This window comes from Kribbella albertanoniae (genome assembly GCF_004348455.1).
GTDB classification, from domain to species: Bacteria; Actinomycetota; Actinomycetes; order Propionibacteriales; family Kribbellaceae; genus Kribbella; species Kribbella albertanoniae.
In genome coordinates this window covers 1-21,145 of sequence record NZ_SMKA01000086.1, presented here as the reverse complement: position 1 = coordinate 21,145, position 21,145 = coordinate 1, and the positions used below count along the sequence as shown (strand labels likewise).

Genomic DNA, 21,145 nt, shown 5'->3' with positions numbered 1-21,145 from the left:
GCCGGTCGCACCTGTTACAACCGCACGTCGAAACATTGGCATGAAGACGGCGGTGGCCCCCGTCCGGGCCCCGCCGCTCGCGCGTGCCTTTAAATGTTGTGGTCTTGAATGTTGTGCTCCCACACCCATCTGCCTGCCGCTCCGACCGGTAGGCCTGCGCGGTTTCGCGTCCGGCACTTTGTAGACTGGGCGGCGGAACTACTTCCCCGGGTAGCGACAGCGTTACGAGTTGCGACGGTTCCTTCGGTATCGTCTGTCCTTTCACGGGTTGGAGAGCATCGCTTTGTATCTGAAGAGCATGACGCTCCGAGGCTTCAAGTCGTTCGCGTCGGCCACGACGATGAACTTCGAACCGGGGATCACCTGCATCGTCGGCCCGAACGGCTCCGGGAAGTCCAATGTCGTCGACGCCCTCGCCTGGGTGATGGGTGAGCAGGGCGCCAAGTCGCTGCGTGGCGGCAAGATGGAGGACGTCATCTTCGCCGGCACCTCCGGCCGCTCGCCGCTGGGCCGCGCCGAGGTGGTGCTGACCATCGACAACACCGACGGCGCGCTCCCGATCGAGTACGCCGAGGTCACGATCAGCCGGACGATGTTCCGCAACGGCGGCTCGGACTACCAGATCAACGGCCAGAGCTGCCGGCTGCTGGACGTCCAGGAGCTGCTCAGCGACTCCGGCATCGGCCGCGAGATGCACGTCATCGTCGGCCAGGGCCAGCTCGACTCGATCCTGCGCGCGACCCCGGAGGGCCGCCGCGGCTTCGTCGAGGAGGCCGCCGGTGTCCTCAAGCACCGCAAACGTAAAGAGAAGGCGATCCGGAAGCTGGAGGCCACCGAGGGCAACCTGCACCGGCTCGGAGACCTGATCCAGGAGATCCGCCGCCAGCTGAAGCCGCTCGGGCGCCAAGCAGAAGTAGCACGGCGCGCGGTGACGATCCAGGCCGAGGTCCGCGACGGCCGGGCCCGGTTGCTGGCCGACGACATCGTCCAGGCCCAGTCCGCGCTCGAGGCCGAGCTGGCCGACGAGGCCCGGATGACAGAGCGCCGTACCGAGATCGAGGCCAAGCTGCGCGAGGCGCGCGACCTGGAGGCCGAGCTCGAGGAGGCGCTCCGCGAGGACGCGCCGGCGCTGCAGGCCGCGCAGGACACCTGGTACCAGCTGTCCGGGTTCGGCGAGAAGATCAAGGGCACCGCCCGGATCGCCGCCGACCGGATCCGCTCGTTGAACGACGAGGCCGACGACGGCCCGCGCTCCGGGCGGGACCCCGAGGAGCTCGAGCTCGAGGCGGCCCGGGTGCGCGAGACCGAGGCGCAGATCGAGGCCGAGGTCGAGGCACACTCCGAGCTGCTGGCCGAGGCCGTCGAGCGCCGTCAGGTGCTGGAGAACCAGGAGGCCGAGGAGGAGCGCCGGATTTCCGCGCTGATCCGGGCCGCCTCCGACCGGCGTGAGGGCCTGGCCCGGCTGACCGGTCAGGTGAACGCGCTGAAGAGCCGCGCGGCCGCCGCCGAGTCCGAGATCGGCCGACTCGCCACGAACATGAACGAAGCCGAGGCCCGAGCGGCCAAGGCTCAGCACGACTTCACCGCGCTGGAGACCCAGGTCGCGGGCCTGGATGCCGGCGAGCGCGGCCTCGACGATCAGTACGAGGCAGCCCAGTCGGTTCTGGACGAGCTGGATGAGCGGCTGGCCAAGCTGCGCGCCGAGGAGCGGGACGCCGAGCGTGAGCGGACCGGTCTGAGCGCCCGCAAGGAGGCGCTGGAGCTGGGCCTGAACCGCAAGGACGGCGCTGGCGCGTTGCTGGCCGCCTCCGAGCAGGTCAACGGCCTGATGGGTTCGGTCGCCGCGCTGCTGAGCGTGCGCTCCGGGTACGAGACGGCCATCGCGGCTGCTCTCGGTGAGGCCGCTGACGCGGTCGCCATCACCCACGCGGACGCCGCGCTGGCCGCGGTCGGCCACCTGAAGGAGCATGACCTCGGCCGCGCCGGGATGCTGCTGGGCGACGCTCCGGCCGACGACTACTCGAGCTGGCCGACCCTCCCGTACGGCGCCCTGTACGCCGTCGACGTCGTCGAGTGCCCGCAGAACCTGCGCCCCGCACTGCGCCGACTGCTCCGCAAGGTCGCGATCGTGGAGGACGTTCCGGCGGCCCAGTCGCTGGTCCGCGGCCTCCCCGACGTCACCTGCTCGACGCGGGCGGGCGACGTACTGGGTGCACACTTCGCGTACGGCGGATCTGACGCGGCCCCGAGCCTGATCGAGGTGCAATCGGCGGTCGACGAGGCCGCAGAGAAGCTGATCGAGGCCACGGCGCGTAGTGAGCGGCTGCGGTTCGAGCTGTCCGGGATGGAGGACGAGCGCTCCCGGCAGAAGGAGTCCGTCGAGATCACGCTGGCCCGGCTGCACGAGTCGGATGCCGCGATGGCGGCCGTGGCCGAGCAGCTCGCGCACTTCGGGTCGCTGGCCAAGGCGTCCCGTGGCGAGGCGCAGCGGATGGCCGAGGCGATCGCCGCGGCCGAGGCCGAGCGCGACAAGAACCTGTCCGGTCTGGCCGAGCTCGAAGAGCGGCTGAACGATGCGGAGATGTTCGACGAGGACGGCGACGAGCCCGACACGTCGACCCGCGACCAGCTCTCCGAGGCCGCCAAGGCCGGGCGTGCTGCTGAGATGGAGGCGCGGCTCGCGCTGCGCACCACCGAGGAGCGGGCCCGGGCGCTGTCCGGCCGGGCCGACCAGCTGGAGCGTGCAGCTCGGCAGGAGCGCGAGGCACGTGCCCGTGCAGTCGCCCGTGCTGCTCGCCGGGCCCGTCAGTCCGAGGCTGCGCAGGCTGTCCATCTGGCGACCGGCCACGTGCTGGCTCGGTTGGAGACCTCGCTGCAGCTGGCAGCGAGCGAGCGTTCCGCGATCCAGGCGCAGCGGGCCGACCGGGAGCAGGCGCTCTCGCAGGCCCGGTCCGCCACCCGCAACCTGAGCTCCGAGCTGGAGCAGCTGACCAACACCGTCCACCGCGACGCGCTGGCCCGGGCCGAGCAGAAGATGCGGCTCGAGCAGCTGTACGAGAAGGCGCTCGGTGAGCTGGGCATCGCGGTCGACGCGCTCATCGCGGAGTACGGTCCTGATCAGCTGGTGCCGCCGCTGCCCAAGGACGGCGACGACAACACGCTGGAGCTCGAGGGTGAGCCCTTCGACCGCGCCAAGGTCGAGAAGCGGCTCAAGTCCGCCGAGCGCTCCCTGGGCCAGCTGGGCCGGATCAACCCGCTCGCGCTCGAGGAGTTCGACGCGATGGAGGAGCGGCACCGCTTCCTGTCCGAGCAGCTCGAGGACCTGCGCAAGTCCCGCCGAGACCTGATGGATATCGTCAAGGAGGTCGACGACCGCGTCGAGCAGGTTTTCACCGAGGCCTACCGCGACGTCGAGATCGCCTTCCAGCACGTCTTCAGCCGGCTCTTCCCCGGCGGCGAAGGCCGCCTGATCCTCACCGACCCCGACGACATGCTGGCCACCGGCATCGACGTCGAGGCCCGCCCACCCGGCAAGAAGGTCAAGCGGCTATCGCTGCTGTCCGGTGGCGAACGCTCCCTGGTTGCGGTCGCCTTCCTGGTCGCCCTCTTCAAGGCCCGCCCCTCGCCCTTCTACATCCTGGACGAGGTCGAGGCGGCCCTCGACGACACCAACCTCGGCCGCCTCCTGGAGATCTACGAAGAGCTCCGCGAGAACAGCCAGCTCCTGGTCATCACCCACCAGAAGCGCACCATGGAGGTCGCCGACGCCCTCTACGGCGTCACCATGCGCGGCGACGGCGTCTCCGCAGTGATCTCCCAACGAATCAGAGAACCCGAGCCGGTCTAGCCGGCTCCGGTCACTAGCCCAACCACATCACTTCCCAAATCTGGTGCGGGTCGTCTTCGGCGCAGCGGGTCAACGTGGCCGGCGTACGGTCGGCGTACGAGGCGAACTGGAGGCAGCCATCGCCGCTGCCGACGCTGCGCAGCAGCACGATCGGGCCATTCGGGAGCTGCTCCTCGACCCACTGCTGACTGAGACGCCCATCGCAGGTAGTCAGCACCGCCTGCCCACCGTTCTGATACGAGGTCAGGTCCAGACATCCGTTGCCGGCTCCCTTGTTCCGGAGCAGGCCGTTGTCCAGCAGAGTCCATTTCTGGCTCAGCACAGTCCCGTTGCAACGAGCCAAGAAGACCGGCGAGCCGTTGGCGTAGCTGCCTAGGTCGAGGCAGCCGTTGCCGCTGCCTTGGTTCATGTAGAGGAACGCGAAGTCGTCGTCCGCGGCGGCTGGCAGCACCCCGGTCACTGCGGCCATCGCCGCGACCACCGCCAGCTTGATCAACCGGCGGACCGTTCTGCGTACAGGCATCTGCTCCCTTTCGATAGCTGTTGGCGGACATTCAGGCACGCCTCATCGCTCCCGCACAACACATTCAGGCGTACTCGAAAGGGCCTGGCGCGCCGTGTCTCGGTGGGCGAAGCTGGTCTTGCAATCTTTGAGACGACCGGTCATATTGGGGGCATGGCCAGGCGGAGTATGCGGGAGGAGATCCTTGAGTCCGGGGTGCAGTTGTTCCTGGAGCGGGGGTTCAATGCGGCGGCGGTGAAGGACATCACTGACCGGGCGGGGGTGCCGAAGGGGTCGTTCTACAACCACTTCGAGAGCAAGGAAGCACTGGCCGAGGTGGCGTTGGAGCGGTACGGCGAGACGCGGCGGATGGGGGATCTGGCGGATCGGTCGGTGCCTCCGGTGGAGCGGATGCGCCGGCATTTCGAGTTCCTGCGGGACGAGTTGCCGGAGTTCACCAAGGGGTGCATGTACGGGAACTTCGGGGCTGAGGTCGTCGACCACAGTGAGCCGTTGCGCAAGCGGGTGAAGGGCGGCTGGGAGTACTGGGCCGACCAGTTGGCCGCGGCGGTTGCGCAGGGTCAGTCCGAGGGGACGATTCGGGCGTCGCTCGATCCGCAGCAGGCTGCCTATTACCTGACCAGCGCCTGGGAGGGCACGTTGCTCCGGGCGCGGGCGGACAAGTCCGCCGAGGCCTTCGAGATCTTCTTCGCGGTCACGTTCGACGCGTTGCTGGCCTGACTTTCAGCCGTCCTCGGACGAGGGCGGCTTTCTTTTGACCAATCCAAGATGACCGACCGTCTTAGAGGAGAACCATGACTACCTATCGCGCGATCGAGGCGCTCGACGGCGCCTTCACGCAGGTCGAGCGCGAACTGTCCGCACCCGGCGCCGGCCAGGTCCGGATCCGGGTCGAGGCCTGCGGTGTCTGTCACAGCGACGTCCTGGGCGTGCACAACCTGAGCAGCAGCCGCCCAGCCGGTACGCCGATCGTCCCGGGCCACGAGGTGGTCGGGTGGATCGACGCGGTCGGTGCCGGGGTCGAGACCTGGACCGTCGGACAGCGCGTCGGCGTCGGCTTCCTGGGCGGGCACTGCGGTGTCTGCGCGAACTGCCGCGCCGGTGATTTCGTGTTCTGCACCAATCAGCCCGTCACCGGCGACACCATCGACGGCGGATACGCCGAGTACCTCACCGCACCGGCGAGCGGACTGGTCGCCGTACCGGATGAGTGGGATGCGGCGGAAGCAGCGCCGCTGCTGTGCGCGGGCATCACGGTGTTCAACGGCCTGCGCAAGGGTGCGGCCGGCCCGGGTGGGCTGGTCGCCGTCCAGGGCATCGGCGGGCTTGGGCACCTCGCGATCCAGTACGCCGCCAAGCTCGGCCTGCACGTGGTGGCGATCGCCCGCGGTGTGGACAAGCGCGAACTGGCGCTCAAGCTCGGCGCGACCGACTACATCGACAGCTCGGCCGTCGACCCGGGCAAGGCGCTGCAGGAGCTTGGTGGTGCCCAGGTGATCATCGCGACCGCGGCCAGTGGCGCGTCGATGTCACCGCTGGTCGAGGGGCTCGGTCTGCGCGGCAAGTTGATCGTTGTCGGTGCGGCCGCCGACCCGATCGAGGTCACGACCGGCGCGCTGATCTTCGGCGGCCGTTCGATCGAGGGGTCGCTCACCGGCACCCCGAGCGAGAACGAGGAGAACCTCGCGTTCGCCCTCGCGCACGACGTGCGGCCGATGGTCGAGCGGGTCCCGCTCGAGCAGGCCGCGGCGGCCTACGCCCGGATGATGTCCGGCGCGGCCCGGTTCCGGATGGTTCTCACGACAGGAGCAGCACGATGAAGGTTGTACTGAAGGCACTCGGCGAGCTGCTCGACAACTCCGTCCTCGAAGCCGCCGCCGGCCCGGCCGGGCCCGGCGAGGTGCTGGTCGCGATCGAGGCGGCCACGATCAACCCGGTCGACTCGATGCTTGCCTCCGGCAACTATGGCTACCAGGTGCAGGTGCCGTTCGATCTCGGGACCGAAGGCATCGGCTGGGTGACCCAGGTGGGCGAGGCTGTCGATCCCGCGCTGCACGGACGCCGGGTCCTGATCCTGCCGAACTACGAGCAGGGCACCTGGGCCGACCAGGTCGTGGTGAAGGCGGCGAACGTCGTACCGATCCCGGACGGTGGCGATCCGTTGCAGCTGGCAATGGTCGGCACCAACCCGTTGACCGCCCACCTCGCCCTGACCAAGTTCGTCGATCTGAAGCCGGGTGACTGGATCGGCCAGAACCTGGGCAACTCCGCGGTCGGGCAGTACGTGACCGCGCTGGCGAAGCACGCAGGCCTCAAGATACTCAGCGTCGTACGGCGACCTGAAGCCGCGGAGGGACTGGAGTCCGATGTGGTCCTGGTGGACGGTGACGACCTCAGTGGGCGCATCCGATCCGCACTGGGGACGGACCGGTTCGAGCTGGTGCTGGACGGCGCAGGGGACTCGACAGTCGGCGCACTGGCGCAGTGGGCTGCCTTTGGCGGCACTGTGGTCAGCTACTCGTCAGTGACCGGTTTGGCCCCGGCCGTCGGCCTGGGTGATCACATCTACCAGCAGCTACAGCTGCGCGGCCTCTGGATCCCCAACTGGCTTGAGCAGGCGCCGCGCAGTGAGATCGAGGAGACGTACGGCGAACTGGCCCAGCTGACCGTTGACGGCGTACTGCGGGCGCGGGTCGCGGCGACCTACCCCGTGGCGGAGTTCGCCAAGGCAGTGCAGCACTCCCGGCAGCCGGACCGCTCCGGCAAGGTACTGCTCAGGCCGTGATGTCTTGGCTCATCACGTGATTGAACCGCTGGCTGGATCGCCACGTATGGCAGGTGTTCAACGGACATTCCGAGGAGGACCTGATGATGCGTGTAGCCGGTGTGGTGGGAGCGATCGTGCTGGGGCTGGGTGCGCTGACCGCTTGTGGTGACGACACGAGCGCGGGGAGCAACCCGAGCACCAGTACGTCGCAGTCCGCAGCTCAGTTGAAGACTGCGGACAGTGGGCTCGGCAAGATCCTTGTCGATGGCAACGGACGGACCGTGTACGTGTTCGACAAGGACACGGCCGGCAAGTCCAACTGTGAGGGGGACTGTCTGGCCAAGTGGCCGGCGGTGGCGGCCGGTGACACCACTCCGACGCTCGAGGGTGTGGAGGTCTCGACGATCACCCGGTCCGACGGCAGCAAGCAGCTGGCGGTCGGGGGACTGCCGGTCTACCTGTTCGCCGGTGACTCCAAGGCCGGTGAGACCAAGGGACAGGCTGTCGGCGGCGTCTGGTGGGTGGTCGGCCCGGACGGCAAGAAAATCACCGCACAGCCGTCGAATGATGGCAACTCCGGCTACTGAGTACTTCCTCGGCTGGGCACCCGCTATCGTTCCGACGGTGAGTGCCAACCAGGGTCCGGACGCGGCCGAGACGTTCGTCCGCGCCCTGTACGCCGAGCACGGTCGCAGCGTGCTCGCGTATGCGACCCGGCTGACCGGCGACCGGGCCGCGGCGGAGGACGTCGTACAGGAGACGCTGGTCCGGGCGTGGAAGCATGCAGACGACCTGGATCAGTCCAAAGGCTCGGTGCGCGGCTGGCTGCTGACGGTGGCGCGCAATCTCGTCACAGACCGGGCCAGAGCGCGAGCAGCGCGACCTGTCGAGGTGGCGGACGTGGTTGACCGGCCTCCGGTCGAGCGGGATCACTCCGAGGCAGTGGTGAACACCATGGTGGTGCTGGGTGCCCTGGATCAGGTGTCACCCGAGCACCGCGAGGTGCTGGTCGAGCTGTACTACCGGGGCCGCTCAGTAGCCGAGGCGGCCAAAGAGCTCGGGGTGCCGCCGGGTACCGTGAAATCGAGAACGTACTACGCCCTCCGAGCTGTGCGCGCGGTGCTGGCCGGACACAACGGGGAGGTGGCCCGATGAGTGAGCACGACTACTCGCAACTGGGCGCTTACGCGTTGGGTGCACTGGATCCCGTCGAGAGCCGTGAGGTGGACGAGCACCTGGCCACCTGTGCCGAGTGCCGGGCCGAGCTGGCTGAGCTCGAGGAGATGAAGGAGTTCCTCGGCGAGGTGCCGCCGGAGGCGTTCCTGGACGGGCCGCCCGATGACGGTGACCTGCTCCTGCAGCGCACGCTCCGCGAGGTGCGCGAGACTCCTGCCCGCAAGAGCAGGTGGAAGCCATGGCTCCTGGCTGCGGCCGCAGTGGTCGTGGTGGCCGGTGTGCTGGGTGGCGGCGTACTGATCGGTCGTCAGACCGTCGAGCAGGCCGATGCGCCCGTTCCGGGCTCGAAGGTGGTCACTGCGGCGGATGCGACGACCGGTGCGACGATGACGACCACGGTGGAGCCCCGGGAGGGCTGGGCTTGGATCAAGGTCCAGATCACCGGTCTGAAGCCTGGTGACGAGTGCGTGATGCTGGTGACCGACAAGGCCGGGAAGACGTGGACTGCTGGCAGCTGGCTGATCTCGGACAAGGCTGCGCACGACGGCAGCCGCTTCGGTGGCGGCGTACTGGTGCCGCCGGACCAGGTGAAGTCGGTGGAGATCAAGACTGTGCAGGGCAAGCACGTGGTCACCACGACGGTCTGAAACCTTCTTGCGGCGCACGAGAGGATGGACTCGTGGCTACCTCCGCAGACGACCTCAGAGCCCGTCGTAAGTCCGCCAGCGAGAACTGTGACCGCTGGCTGTCACAGGTGTGGGTGCCAGCGCCGGAGCGGTTGCGGCGGCTGGCCGAGGCTGCCACTGAAGAGAAGTACGACAGCTACGGCCACGGTGGTGACATCGAGGCCGTGGAGCAGGAGGTCGCCGAGCTGCTCGGCAAGCCGGCCGCGGTGTTCATGCCGTCCGGCATCATGGCGCAGCAGAGCGTCCTGCGCGTGTACGCCGATCGTTCGGGGAGCAAGCGGGTCGCAGTCCACGGGCAGTCGCACCTACTGGTCCACGAGCTGAATGCACTGGAGGAGGTGCACCAGCTCCGGATCGAGCGGCTCACCTCCGACCCACGGCAGCCGCGGCCGGACGAGCTGGCCGCGATTCCCGGCAAGCTCGCCGCAGTGACGCTGGAGCTGCCGCTGCGCGACCCGGGATTCCTGCTGCCGACCTGGGACGAGCTGGTGGTGTTCGCGGCCGCATGCGCAGATCGCGGCGTGCCGCTGCATCTGGACGGCGCGCGGCTCTGGGAGAGCACGCCGTACCTGGGACACAGCCTGGCGGAGATCTCCGCACTGGCGACCTCGGTGTACGTGTCCTTCTACAAGGGACTCGGCGGCTTGGCCGGTGCAGTCCTGGCCGGGCCCGAGGACCTGATCGCTGAGGCACGACGCTGGCAGCGGCGCCTCGGCGGCAACCTCTACACAATGCTCCCGTACGCCGTTGCCGCGCGCGAAGGTCTGCGCACCTCGCTCCCGCTGATGGGCGAGCTGTATGAGCGCGCGGTCGAGGTGGCGATGGCACTGCAGGGTGAGGGCTATCGCGTGGTCCCCGATCCTCCGCACACGAACTCGTTCCAGGTATACGCACCACGCGACGCGGAGGCGATGGACCTTGCCGCGGTCAACCGGATGGAGCGGACCCGCGAGTCGATCTGCGGTGGCTGGCAACCGGCCGCCGTACCGGGCTGGTCGTGGCTCGAGTTGGTGATCACTCCGCACACCCTGCAATGGCCAGTGGCCGAGATCACCAAGGCCTACGGGGAACTTTTGCGCGGCTGAGCTCGTCCACCCGATAGATGCTGGGGTCTTGTGGGGAAATCGGGGAGAGAAGTGCTGACGTTCGTTGTAACGATGGTTGTTCTGCTCGTGCTGGCCGGGCTGGTCCTGCTCGCTGTTGCCCGCGGTGAAGGCAAACACTTCGGCTAGCCTGCGGTGATGAGACAGCTCATCTTTCAGGAGTACGTCACTGTCGACGGGTACGCCGCTGATGCCGACGGCGAGGCTTCGTTCTTCGGCACGATCGGCGAGCACGAGGCTGAGGACCGGGCGACCTTCGAGCGGATCGACACCATGCTGCTCGGTGCCGAGACCTATCGGTTGTTCGCCGGCGTCTGGCCGACGCTGGAGCATCCGATCGCGCCGTTGCTGAACGCGCTGCGCAAGGTGGTCGTTTCGACGACCCTCGAGGACACTCCGTGGGGGTCGCACGAGCCGGCGACGGTGGTTCGCGACCTGGACGCTGTCCGCGCGCTGAAGGCCGAGGACGGCAAGGACATCATCCTGTGGGGGAGCATCTCGCTGTTCCACTCGCTGCTGGCCGCCGGACTCGTCGACGAGATCGAGCTGCGCGTCTGCCCGGTCCTGCTCGGCGTGGGCAGACCAGTGTTCTCCAGTCAGCAGTTGGGGCTTGAGCTGATCGAGGCACGCCCGTGGGGCGAGACCGGGGTTCTGCAGCGATTCCGGCCGACTGGCTCAGCCGCGCATCGCTGAGAGCAGGATGCCGGGCAGGTGCCGCAGCTTCCCGTCCACGGCGAACCGCGTGAGCCGCCGAGCCGTGCCCAGCGAGGTCTTGTTGGTGACGAACCACGGCGGCCGCGGTGACATTGCCGTCTCGCCCGCGCTGATCGAGCGGGGGAACGGCGTGAACGGCGCCCGGACGACGGTCTTCTGCGGCCGGTCGAAGAGCAACGCGTTGTGCACCACACCGATCCCACTCTGTACGTCGTTCGGCGTGTGACCGGGGAATGCGCCCCAGGTCGCGCGCGGACTGAGGTAGCCGACCGCGGTCCACGCGTTGATCCCGACCGTGCCGTAGCGCAGCGCGGCCACTGCCGTGTCGAGCTTCGGACCGAGCTCGCGGGCCGTCCGCGGGTGGATCAGGATGTTGGCGCCGAGCGTGCCGTGCAGCTGCTCGTTCGCGAACGTCACCGCCGAGTCCAGGAAGTCCGCGGCTGACCCGGCGGGCAGCGAGGTGGTGGCCAGCACCGGGGCGAAGAACTCGGTCGTGAACGCGTAGGCCTTCGGGTCCCCGGCGTCGATCCCGGTCACCAGCGTGCGGTTGCCGGCGAGCGTCTCCGCCTGCGGGTAGGCGTCGTTCACGCCCTGCCGCCGATCCTCGGCCCCGGGATAGTAGGCCGGCCGCTGCTCGGCGCGCGCGAGAGTGTCGCGTACGGCGGCGATCAGGGCGTCGGTGTGCTCCCAGCCGTCGGGCAGCACCAGCACCTGCGCGGCGATGCAGTTGAAGCCGCTGTTCTGCAGCTTCTGGGTGGCGATGTGCTCGGCCTGGAAGGCGATGTCGGCCTTCGACCAGGGACCCGGCACGATGATCGTCGGGCCGACGCCGCCGAGCTCCGAGGTGACCGGCTTCGGGTTGACGCGTTCGTCGCGCTCCCGACGGGCAGCGGCCTCGGGGCCGACGCCGTACACGATTGCGTCGTGGGTGCGCTCGCTGCCGGTCACGTGGATGCTGTCGACACCGGGGTGCGTGCAGAGGTACTCGCCGACCTCGGCGCCGCCGTACACGAAGCGGAGGAAGCCGTCCTCGACCAGCGGGGCGAAGATCTCCTCGAACAGCGGGCCGAGGTAGTCGTTGACCGGGTTCAGCTTGCAGATCACGACTTCGTTGTCGGCGTACAGCTTGTAGAGCACGTCGAGGGGCGCGATCGAGGACACGTTCCCGGCGCCGAGCACCAGCGCGACCTTGCCGGCCCGCGGGGTGCGATAGGCGGAACCGAGGTTGTCGCGGACATTCGCGGAGGTGACGCCGGGCTGCATCCACACCTCGGTGCTGAAGCCGTTGAGGAGCAGCCACTCGTTGAAGTCGTGCGGCGCGACGCGCACCACGGTCTGACCGTCGGGGCGCTCGCTCACGACGGACCCCTTCAGCGGGTCCGTGCCGGCGTCGAGCGCCTGGAGCGTCTCCGAGATCGCAGTCATCCAGGTCAGTACGCCGTACGGTCCTGCCAGCCATTCCTCGCCGAGCAACGGCGAGCCCTCGCGCAGGCCTTTGGCTTGTGCCCCGAGGGCGACCCAGCTGTCCGCCCGCTCCGCGAGGAGGGTCCGGATCCGATCGAGGTAGCTGAGCCGGCCGGCGATGGTCAGCTCGGCCCATCGGTCCTTGGCGCCGGTGAGGTCGTTGATGGCCTGGTCGAGTGCAGTGTTGTCCACGATGGGGCTCCCTGTCCGGCCCGTCCGGCCATTACTGAATAGTAGTTCCTCAGCTGACGGCGTTGACGATGGCCTTCACGATCGGGGCTGCGACGGTGAAGGTCGGGAGGACGAGGAGCAGAGCGGCGGCGGTATAGGTACCCGCAGCGAGGGCTGTGTTGCCGGGCTCCGGGTCGGCGAGCCGTTGGACCCGGAGCACGGTGGACGACTTGGCGGCGGCCAGGCCGGCCTCGGGGGCGGGGGAGCCGGCCAGGGCGACGAGGGCTCGGGCCAGTGGGCGTGGACCGCTGCGGCGGCGGGCGTCGTCGTCTGCGAGTAGCTCAACGAGGGTGCGGGCCTGTTCGAGCGCGACCTCGCTACGGACCCAGCGTGGGAAGGCCGCATGGAGTGCGGTGAAGGCCTCCAGGACTAGGTCATGCCGTGCCCTCAGGTGTGCTTGCTCGTGGGCGAGCACTGCCTTCAGTTCTGTGTCGTCGAGCCGGTCGAGCGCGCCGACGGACACCACGACGCGGTGACCGCGCAACGCAGGCAGGCAGTAAGCGAGTGGAGTCTCCTCGGCCAGAACGCGCAGTCCGGGGATCAGACCATCCGGAGTGGCCAGCACGTCGACCAGGTCGCGGTGCCGTTTTCGGCGGGCCCGAGTGCCGACGGCCACCTTCCCGGTCGCCCACAGCAGACGCAGGACAACCAGTGCGGTCATGGCGAGGATCGCGGCGGCCAGGAGGTCGCGAGGCGAGGACGGGTCGAAGCGTGGCTCGCCCGGCTGACCGGCTGTTGAGTAGGAGAGCGCAATGCCAGCACCAAGGGCAGCCAGTACGGCGGCCAGCGCGATCGCCTGCCACAGCGCGACCGCGGCGCGGGGGACTCGGTAGGGCCAGTCGGAACGTGCCAGCAGGGCCGGCACCGGCCCCGCGAGCGCCAGGGCCAGCACGGCGAGGAGGACCGGGGTGATCACCCCTCCCGCTCCTCCAACCGGGCCAGCGCCTCTCGGAGCAACGCGGCCTCTTCGTCACTCACCTGATCGACGAACCGGACCAGGGCCTCGCGGCGGTCACCGGCGCGGTCGAGTGCGTCCCGCATCAGGTCGGCCGCCATCTCCTCGCGGGGTGCGGCCGCTCGATACCGCCAGGCTTTGCCGTCGCGCTCGCGCTCGGTCAGCTTCTTCTTCGCCAACCGGTCCAGCACCGTCATCACGGTCGTGTAGGCGAGGTCGCGGGTGGTGGAGACCTGCTCGTAGACCGCGCGCACGGTGAGCGCGTCGGGCGCCGCCCACAACTGCTCCATGACGACGCGCTCGAGATCTCCGAGCGGTCGCGGGGCCTTGTCCTCACTGGTCACGTGACCAGTATAACTACGCGTTGTAGTAGATCTGCGCTATCGTCTACTACGCAACGTCGTAGATGTGTTCTGGAGGGTCGCGTGGACACGCTGGATCTGGCCCGGTGGCAGTTCGCCGTCACCACGGTGTACCACTTCTTCTTCGTCCCGGTGACGATCTCGCTGGTCGCGATCACCGCCGGCCTGCAGACCGCGTGGTACCGGACCGGTAAGGAGAAGTACCTGCGGCTGACCAAGTTCTACGGGAAGCTGTTCCTGATCAACATCGCGATGGGCGTGGTCACCGGCCTCGTCCAGGAGTTCCAGTTCGGGATGAACTGGAGCGACTACTCACGCTTCGTCGGTGACGTGTTCGGCGCGCCGCTGGCGCTGGAGGGGCTGCTCGCGTTCTTCGTCGAGTCGACCTTCATCGGGTTGTGGATGTTCGGCTGGGATCGCCTGCCGAAGCTGGTGCATCTCGGCTGCATCTGGATGGTCGTGCTGGGCACCCAACTCTCGGCGTACTTCATCCTGGCCGCCAACTCCTGGATGCAGAACCCGGTCGGTTTCCGCTACAACGCCGAGCGCGGCCGGGCCGAGCTGACCGACCTGTGGGCAGTGCTGACCAACAAGGTCGTGCTCGTCACCTACCCGCACACGATCTTCGCCGCCTTCATGGTCGGCGGCGCCTTCGTCGCGGCGGTCGCGTTGTGGCATCTGCTCCGGCGGCCCGACGTGGACCGCGACGTCTTCCGGACCGCGCTGAAGATCGGCGCGGTGATCGTGCTCGCGGCCAGTGCCGGTGTCGCGATCAGCGGTGACCAGCAGGGCAAGGTGATGACCGAGGTGCAGCCGATGAAGATGGCGGCCGCCGAGGCGCTCTACGAGACCGAGAAGCCGGCGTCGTTCTCGGTGTTCACCATCGGCACGCTGGACGGTTCGAAGGAGATCTTCTCGGTCAAGGTGCCGTATCTGCTGTCTTTCCTCGGCACCGGTCACTTCGACGGCGAGGTGAAGGGCATCAACTCGCTGCAGGAGGCCTACGAGAAGCTGTACGGCCCGGGGTCCTACAGTCCCAACATCCCGCTCGCCTACTGGACGTTCCGGTTGATGATCGGTGTCGGGATGGCGACCGGGGCGATCGCGCTGTGGTTGCTCTGGGCCACAAGAAAGGGGCGGGCGCCGGCCAGGTGGCTGATCTGGGCGGTCGCACCGCTACCCCTGATGCCGCTCGTGGCGAACTGCTTCGGCTGGATCTTCACCGAGACCGGACGGCAACCCTGGCTGGTGTTCGGGCTGCTGCCCACCGCATCGGGAGTCTCACCGGGTACGACGGCCGCCGAGGTGATCACGTCACTGGCCGGCTTCACCGTCCTGTACGGCGTGCTCGCGGTGGTCGAGGTGAAGCTGATGCTCCGCACCATCCGGGCCGGCCTGGCCGGGACGGACTCCCCGGCACCAGGGTCCGCTCCGGACGACGATCCCGAAGCCGCCAAACCACTCTCGTTCGCGTACTGAAGGGGCTGACTGATGGAGCTCACGACTGTCTGGTTCCTCGCGATCGCCGGGCTGTGGACGGGGTACTTCGTGCTGGAGGGTTTCGACTTCGGGGTCGGGGCGCTGCTGCGGGTGATCGGCCGCGACGAGCCCGAGCGGCGGGCGGCGATCACCACGATCGGCCCGGTCTGGGATGGGAACGAGGTGTGGCTGGTGATGGCCGGCGCGGCCACCTTCGCGGCCTTCCCGGAGTGGTACGCGACGCTGTTCAGCGGGTTCTATCTCCCGCTGTTCGCGATCCTGGTCGCGCTGATCCTGCGCGGTGTCGCACTGGAGTATCGCGGGAAGCGCACCGACCTGGAGTGGCGTGGCCGGATGGACACGCTGATCACGATCGGCTCGGTGGTGCCCGCGTTTCTCTGGGGGATCACGTTCGCCAACCTGGTCCGCGGCGTACCACTGGACAACTCCCACGAGTTCGTCGGCAGTCTGGGCGACCTCTTCGGCCCGTTCGCCCTGCTCGGCGGCGTGACCTTCGTGGCGGTGTTCGTCACCCATGGCGCGATCTTCCTGGCACTGCGGACCGACGGTGTGCTGCGCGAGCGGGCGAACCGGCTCGCTGCCCGGCTCGGCGTTGTCACGGCAGTGCTGGCGGTCGCGTTCCTCTGGTGGGCCCAGGCACTGCGCGGTGATGCCGGCTCGGCGATCGTGGCCGCTGCCGCAGCGCTGGCCTTCGTCGGCGGCCTGGTCGCCAACCGGTTCCGCCGCGAAGGCTGGGCCTTCACCGGTACGGCGGTCGCCACCGGCCTGGCCGTGGTGTCGCTGTTCGCCGCACTGTTCCCGGTGGTGATCCCGTCCACCCTGGATCCCCAGTCGACCCTAACCGCGGTCGAGGCGGCGTCGACGGCGTACACGTTGAAGATCCTGACGATCATCGCGGCGATCTTCACGCCACTGGTCCTGCTTTACCAGGGCTGGACCTACTGGGTCTTCCGCAAGCGGGTCGTGGTGGCATGAAGCCTCTCGATCCACGGCTACTGCGCCGGGCCAAGGCGGCCCGGGCGTTCCTGGCAGCCTCAGTGCTGATCGGCATCGCCAGTGGCGTGCTGATCATCGTCCAGGCTGTCCTGCTGGCGAAGGGTATTGCGGGCGCGGTCCTGCACGGTGAGGACGTGACAGGGGTTGCCTGGGCGCTGGCTGCGGTGGTGGCTGGGCGGGCCGCGCTGATGTGGGTGCAGGAGGTGGTGGCGCAGCGTGCTGCGGCTGCGGTGAAGTCCACACTGCGTCGTCAGGTGCTGGAGCACGCACTGAAGCTCGGTCCGGTGTGGCTGAGTGGTGAGCGCAGCAGTGCGTTGACCACGCTGCTGACCAAGGGACTCGACGACCTCGATCCGTACTTCGCGCGCTACCTGCCACAGTTGGTGCTCGCGGCAACAGTTCCGGCCGGAGTGGTCGGGTGGATGGCGACCGGCGACCTGATCGCGGCCGGGACGGTCGTGCTCACGCTGCCGCTGATCCCGATCTTCATGGCGCTGATCGGCTGGGCGACCCAGGCACACAGCCGACGGCGGCAACAGGCGCTGGATGTGCTGGCGCACCACTTCACCGATGTCGTGACCGGTCTGCCGACGCTCAAGCTGTTCGGTCGTGCCAAGGCCCAGGAGGATGCGGTGCGGCGGGTCACCGACAGGCACCGGGTTGCGTCGATGAGCAGTCTGCGCGTCGCGTTCCTGTCGTCGTTCGCCCTGGAACTGTTGGCCAGCATCTCGGTGGCGCTGGTGGCAGTCGGGGTCGGGCTCCGGCTGATCGAGGGACACCTCGGACTGCAGACCGCGCTGATGGTGCTGATCCTCGCGCCGGAGGCCTACCTGCCGTTGCGCCAGGTCGGCATGCACTTCCACGCCAGTGCGGATGGGGTTGCGGCTGGTGAGGAGGTGTTCCGGGTGCTGGAGACGCCACTGCCGGAGCGGGGCGAGCGGACCGACGTACCGGATCTGCGGTCGAACACTCTGCAGCTGTTCGACGTGACCGTGCGGTATCCGGGGCGGTCGGAGCCGGCGCTCGATGGCTTCGACCTGGAGGTTCGGCCGGGGGAGGTGGTCGCGCTCAGCGGAGCCAGCGGGGCTGGGAAGTCGACGGTGCTTGCGGTGTTGCTCGGATTCGTCGTGCCGGAGCGGGGTGTGGTTGTGGTCGGTGGGAGTGCGGCGGACGAGTTCGATCCGAAGGTGTGGCGGCGGCAGTTCGCCTGGGTGCCGCAGCGGCCGGGGCTGCGGATGGGGACGGTCGCCGACAACGTCCGGCTGGGCCGGCCGGCGGCGTCCGACGATGACGTGCGGTTGGCGTTGCTGGCGGCGGGTGCTGGTGAGGTGGAGCTGGACAAGGCGGTGGGGGAGCGCGGCCAACTGCTCTCGGGTGGTCAGCAGCGACGGGTGGCCCTGGCACGTGCACTGATCACGGAGGCGCCGGTGCTGTTGCTCGATGAGCCGACGGCCGGGCTGGACGCTGAGGCCGAGGCGACGGTCGTCGCCGGGCTGCGGGCAACCGGGCGGACAGTGCTGATGGTGGCGCACCGGCCTGCACTGATCGCAGCCGCGGACAGAAACGTTGTCGTGGGCAACCGAGAGCTGGTGCCGGCATGAGTGCGGCGCTGGTGCGGGATACCAGGGAGCCGAGAGGTGGGGTTGGGATGAGGGCCTGGGCGTTGGTGCGGCCGGAGCGCCGCGTGTGGTGGCGGATGGTGCTCGCCTTGGTCGCGGGAGTGGCCGCGTCCGGATCCGCAGTGGCATTGCTGGCAACCTCGGCCTGGTTGATCACGACCGCCGCGGCCCAGCCGCCGGTGCTGATCCTGCTGGTGCCGATCGTGGCAGTCCGCGCGTTCGGCGTCGGCCGCGGAGTCTTCCGGTACGTCGAACGCCTGGCTGGCCACGACGCGGCGTACCGGGTGTTGGGGGAGACGAGGGCCCGGATCACCGGCCGGCTGGAGCGGATCGCCCCTGCTGGGTTGAGCGGCCGCCGGCAAGGCGATCTGTTGGCGCGGCTGGTGCTCGATGTGGATGCGGTGCTCGACCTGTGGTTGCGGGTGCTCCTGCCGGTGGCCGTTGCGATGGTGACAGCTGCGGCGACCGTGGCTCTGCTGGCACTGCTGCTGCCAACTGCCGGTGCTGCGGTCGCAGTGGCTGTGCTGATCGCGTGCACTGTCGTTCCGTGGCTGACCGCGCAGACGGCCGCGCGTGCAGAGCGGAGGCTGGCGGGTGAGCGGGGCGACGTGGCCGCTGCGGCCACCGAGACACTGCTGACCGCGGGCGACATCGTGGCCTTCAACGCGGTCGACGACGTGCTCGCGTCCTTCAGCGCGAGTGACGCCAGGCTTGCAGCGGCCGAGCGCCGTTCGGCCTGGAGTGCCGGGCTCGGCGGTGCGCTCCTCGTGCTGTGTGTGGGCGGCGCGAGCATCGCCGGTCTGGTGCTGGGCAGCACGGCGAACATCACCGGCGCGGTGTTCGCCGTGCTCGTCCTCACTCCGCTCGCCCTGGCCGATGTCCTCGGCGGGATCCCGGCAGCGGCCCAGCTCGCCATTCGGGTGCGCGCGGCCCTCGGCCGGGTGCAGGAGCTGGTTGACGCGCCCGAGCCGGTGCGCGAACCGGCCTCGGCCGTGGCGCTGCCGCGCGGGCGTGACCTGGAGGTGAAGCACCTCCGCGTCGGGTACGGCGACGACGACGTACTGGACGGGCTCAGTCTGGACATGCCGGCCGGGAGCCGGGTGGTGATCACCGGGGCCAGCGGATCGGGGAAGAGCACGCTGGCGGCAGTGCTGCTCCGATTCCTGGAGCCGCGCGGTGGCGAGGTGCTCCTGGACGGTGTGGACCTGGCTAGCCTCGAAGGTGATCAGGTGCGGTCGGTGGTCGGGCTGCTGACCCAGGAGAGCCATGTGTTCGACACGACCATCCGGGAGAACCTGCTGCTCGCACATCCCGGCGCCAGCGACCTGCGGCTGTGGCGGGCCCTGTACCTCGCCCGCCTCGGGGTGTTCGTCGAAGGGCTGCCGGACGGGCTGGACACGATGGTCGGGGAGCACGGGGCCCGGCTGTCCGGCGGTGAGCGGCAGCGGCTGGCGTTCGCCCGGTTGCTCCTCGCGAACCGCGACGTACTGGTGCTGGACGAGCCCACCGAGCACCTCGACGAGGAGACCGGCCGAGCACTACTGGAGGATCTGTTCGAAGCCGCCGGCAGACGGACCGTCGTGCTGCTGACCCACAGGCCCGAGTTAGCACCCGCTCACGCACTGCGACAGTCGGTGCGCTTGACATGATCGATGCGGGAGGCGGGCCGGGCGTCTGCCAAGATGGGGAATCGTGTTGACCCCAGAGCTTGTCACCTTGCTGACTGACCAGGTCCTGATCGCGATCATCGTCGTCGCGGTGGTCGTCCTGGGCGGCGCGACCGGACTCGTCGTGACCCGGCGCCGCCGCTCTGCGCTACCCCCGGCCGACCGCCCGGCCCCGCTCGAGACAGCGGAGCCGAAGGTCGGTGACGACGCCGAGACACCGCGGGACACCCCGACCCGGACGCTCGAGGACACCGAGCTGCCCGAGGAGCCGCCGGCGCTCGACAAGCCCGAGTCGGCGCAGGGCCGACTGGTCCGGCTGAGGGCTCGTCTGGCCCGGTCGCAGGGTTCGCTCGGCAAGGGGCTGCTCGCGTTGCTCTCGCGGGACAAGCTCGACGAAGAGGCGTGGGAGGACATCGAGACCACCCTCATCACTGCCGACGTCGGCGTGACGCCCACCCAGGAGTTGGTGGAGAAGCTCCGGACCCGGATGCGGGTCGAGGGCGTCGGCCCCGCGCAGGCGCGCGACATCCTCCGCGAGGAGCTGATCGCGCTGGTGAACCCGGCGATGGACCGTTCGCTCGCAGTGACTCGCAAGGACACCCAGCCGGCCGTCGTGCTGGTCGTCGGCGTCAACGGCACCGGCAAGACCACGACCGTGGGTCGCCTGGCTCGGGTCCTGGTCGCCGAGGACAAGCATGTCGTCCTGGGCGCGGCGGACACGTTCCGCGCCGCGGCCGCGGACCAGCTGCAGACCTGGGGTGAGCGCGTCGGCGCCCGGACCGTGCGCGGTCCGGAGGGAGGCGACCCGGCCAGCATCGCGTTCGACGCGGTCAAGCAGGGCATCGCCGAGAAGGCGGATGTCGTCCTGGTCGACACCGCCGGCCGGCTGCACACCAAGACCGGCCTGATGGACGAGCTCGGCAAGGTGAAGCGGGTGATCGAGAAGTCGGCCGAGGTCGACGAGGTGCTGCTCGTGATCGACGCCACCACCGGGCAGAACGGGCTGACCCAGGCCCGCGTCTTCGCCGACGTCATCAACGTGACCGGCCTGGTGCTGACCAAGCTGGACGGTACGGCGAAGGGTGGCATCGTGATCGCCGTGCAGCGCGAGCTCGGCGTACCGGTCAAGCTCGTCGGCCTTGGCGAAGGCGCCGACGACCTGGCCCCCTTCGACCCAGAACAATTCGTCGACGCCCTCCTCGACTGACCCACGTCGGTGCCCGCGCCACATGTGGTGGCAGGAGACACGTTGTGGTTGCCGGAGACCTGTTGCTGCAGGTCTCCGGCCCCGACTCCCTGTCTCCCGCCACACCTTCGTCCGCTCCAGCCACCTCTGGTGGGCTTGAACAACAACTGGTGGGCTGAGACAAGTTATTACCTGTGCCAGCCCCTAACTTCCTGTCCCCGGCCACGACTGTTGGCGCGGTCCGCGAGCCGGTGGGCCGAGACAGGCAACGGTGGCCGGAGACCTGTGGTGCGGGGTCTCCGGCCCCAACTACCTGTCTCCGGCCGCAAGTGGTGGCGTGGGCCGGCGG

18 protein-coding genes are annotated in these 21,145 nt (G+C 69.0%); 14 read left to right on the top strand and 4 right to left on the bottom strand.

The features are described from left to right. Positions 1–298 precede the first annotated feature (298 nt). A complete protein-coding gene (gene smc / locus E1261_RS19695; RefSeq protein ID WP_132408462.1) occupies positions 299–3,847 on the top strand; it encodes a chromosome segregation protein SMC in 3,549 nt (1,182 codons plus the stop codon). 13 nt (positions 3,848–3,860) lie between these two features. Here smc and E1261_RS19690 read toward each other — a convergent pair whose 3' ends face one another. Next, complete coding sequence (locus E1261_RS19690) at positions 3,861–4,370, bottom strand: RICIN domain-containing protein (protein ID WP_132408460.1); 510 nt, start codon at positions 4,368–4,370, stop codon at positions 3,861–3,863. Between the two features lie 153 nt (positions 4,371–4,523). Here E1261_RS19690 and E1261_RS19685 point away from each other — a divergent pair, with 153 nt between their 5' ends. From E1261_RS19685 to E1261_RS19650, 8 genes are all read left to right on the top strand, one after another. Next, positions 4,524–5,090: a TetR/AcrR family transcriptional regulator gene (locus E1261_RS19685; protein WP_132408458.1), complete on the top strand. Its 567-nt coding sequence runs from the start codon at positions 4,524–4,526 to the stop codon at positions 5,088–5,090. A gap of 74 nt (positions 5,091–5,164) precedes the next feature. Beyond that, the gene (locus E1261_RS19680) at positions 5,165–6,190 is read left to right on the top strand and encodes an alcohol dehydrogenase (RefSeq protein WP_132408456.1); all 1,026 of its coding nucleotides are present in this window, start codon (positions 5,165–5,167) and stop codon (positions 6,188–6,190) included. Further along, on the top strand, positions 6,187–7,155 hold the full coding sequence (locus E1261_RS19675) for a zinc-dependent alcohol dehydrogenase family protein (RefSeq protein ID WP_132408454.1): 969 nt from the start codon (positions 6,187–6,189) through the stop codon (positions 7,153–7,155). Before E1261_RS19680 ends, E1261_RS19675 begins: the two co-directional genes overlap by 4 nt. An 83-nt stretch (positions 7,156–7,238) precedes the next feature. Then, positions 7,239–7,724 (top strand): COG4315 family predicted lipoprotein, encoded by a 486-nt coding sequence (locus E1261_RS19670; RefSeq protein ID WP_202874853.1) that lies wholly within the window; start codon positions 7,239–7,241, stop codon positions 7,722–7,724. Between the two features lie 37 nt (positions 7,725–7,761). Next, positions 7,762–8,292 (top strand): sigma-70 family RNA polymerase sigma factor, encoded by a 531-nt coding sequence (locus tag E1261_RS19665; protein WP_238176309.1) that lies wholly within the window; start codon positions 7,762–7,764, stop codon positions 8,290–8,292. Then, a complete protein-coding gene (locus tag E1261_RS19660) occupies positions 8,289–8,960 on the top strand; it encodes an anti-sigma factor family protein (protein WP_132408450.1) in 672 nt (223 codons plus the stop codon). The genes E1261_RS19665 and E1261_RS19660 overlap by 4 nt, the downstream gene beginning before the upstream one ends. A gap of 32 nt (positions 8,961–8,992) precedes the next feature. Then, positions 8,993–10,084, top strand: coding sequence for a threonine aldolase family protein (locus E1261_RS19655; RefSeq protein WP_132408448.1), 1,092 nt, complete (start codon positions 8,993–8,995; stop codon positions 10,082–10,084). Between the two features lie 156 nt (positions 10,085–10,240). After that, entirely contained in the window at positions 10,241–10,795 is a 555-nt protein-coding gene (locus E1261_RS19650) for a dihydrofolate reductase family protein (RefSeq protein ID WP_132408446.1), read from the top strand. Here the strand turns inward: E1261_RS19650 and E1261_RS19645 are convergent. From E1261_RS19645 to E1261_RS19635, 3 genes are read right to left on the bottom strand one after another with little or no spacing between them, the layout of a single operon-like run. Continuing rightward, complete coding sequence (locus tag E1261_RS19645; protein ID WP_238176308.1) at positions 10,778–12,472, bottom strand: aldehyde dehydrogenase family protein; 1,695 nt, start codon at positions 12,470–12,472, stop codon at positions 10,778–10,780. The two genes, E1261_RS19650 and E1261_RS19645, sit on opposite strands and share 18 nt — an antisense overlap. 49 nt (positions 12,473–12,521) lie before the next feature. Then, a complete protein-coding gene (locus tag E1261_RS19640) occupies positions 12,522–13,427 on the bottom strand; it encodes a M56 family metallopeptidase (RefSeq protein WP_132408442.1) in 906 nt (301 codons plus the stop codon). Next, positions 13,424–13,810, bottom strand: a complete 387-nt coding sequence (locus E1261_RS19635) for a BlaI/MecI/CopY family transcriptional regulator (protein WP_132408440.1) — start codon at positions 13,808–13,810, stop codon at positions 13,424–13,426. Before E1261_RS19635 ends, E1261_RS19640 begins: the two co-directional genes overlap by 4 nt. Positions 13,811–13,891: 81 nt before the next feature. Between E1261_RS19635 and E1261_RS19630 the strand changes: the two genes are divergently transcribed. The 5 genes from E1261_RS19630 to ftsY are packed head-to-tail and all read left to right on the top strand — an operon-like array spanning position 13,892 to position 20,817. Beyond that, a complete protein-coding gene (locus tag E1261_RS19630) occupies positions 13,892–15,307 on the top strand; it encodes a cytochrome ubiquinol oxidase subunit I (protein WP_132408438.1) in 1,416 nt (471 codons plus the stop codon). Between the two features lie 12 nt (positions 15,308–15,319). Further along, positions 15,320–16,303: a cytochrome d ubiquinol oxidase subunit II gene (cydB, locus tag E1261_RS19625; RefSeq protein ID WP_132408436.1), complete on the top strand. Its 984-nt coding sequence runs from the start codon at positions 15,320–15,322 to the stop codon at positions 16,301–16,303. After that, complete coding sequence (cydD, locus tag E1261_RS19620) at positions 16,300–17,925, top strand: thiol reductant ABC exporter subunit CydD (RefSeq protein WP_132408434.1); 1,626 nt, start codon at positions 16,300–16,302, stop codon at positions 17,923–17,925. Before cydB ends, cydD begins: the two co-directional genes overlap by 4 nt. A gap of 47 nt (positions 17,926–17,972) precedes the next feature. Further along, the gene (cydC, locus tag E1261_RS19615; protein ID WP_132408432.1) at positions 17,973–19,592 is read left to right on the top strand and encodes a thiol reductant ABC exporter subunit CydC; all 1,620 of its coding nucleotides are present in this window, start codon (positions 17,973–17,975) and stop codon (positions 19,590–19,592) included. A gap of 43 nt (positions 19,593–19,635) precedes the next feature. Then, the gene (gene ftsY, locus E1261_RS19610; RefSeq protein WP_132408430.1) at positions 19,636–20,817 is read left to right on the top strand and encodes a signal recognition particle-docking protein FtsY; all 1,182 of its coding nucleotides are present in this window, start codon (positions 19,636–19,638) and stop codon (positions 20,815–20,817) included. Positions 20,818–21,145 lie beyond the last annotated feature (328 nt).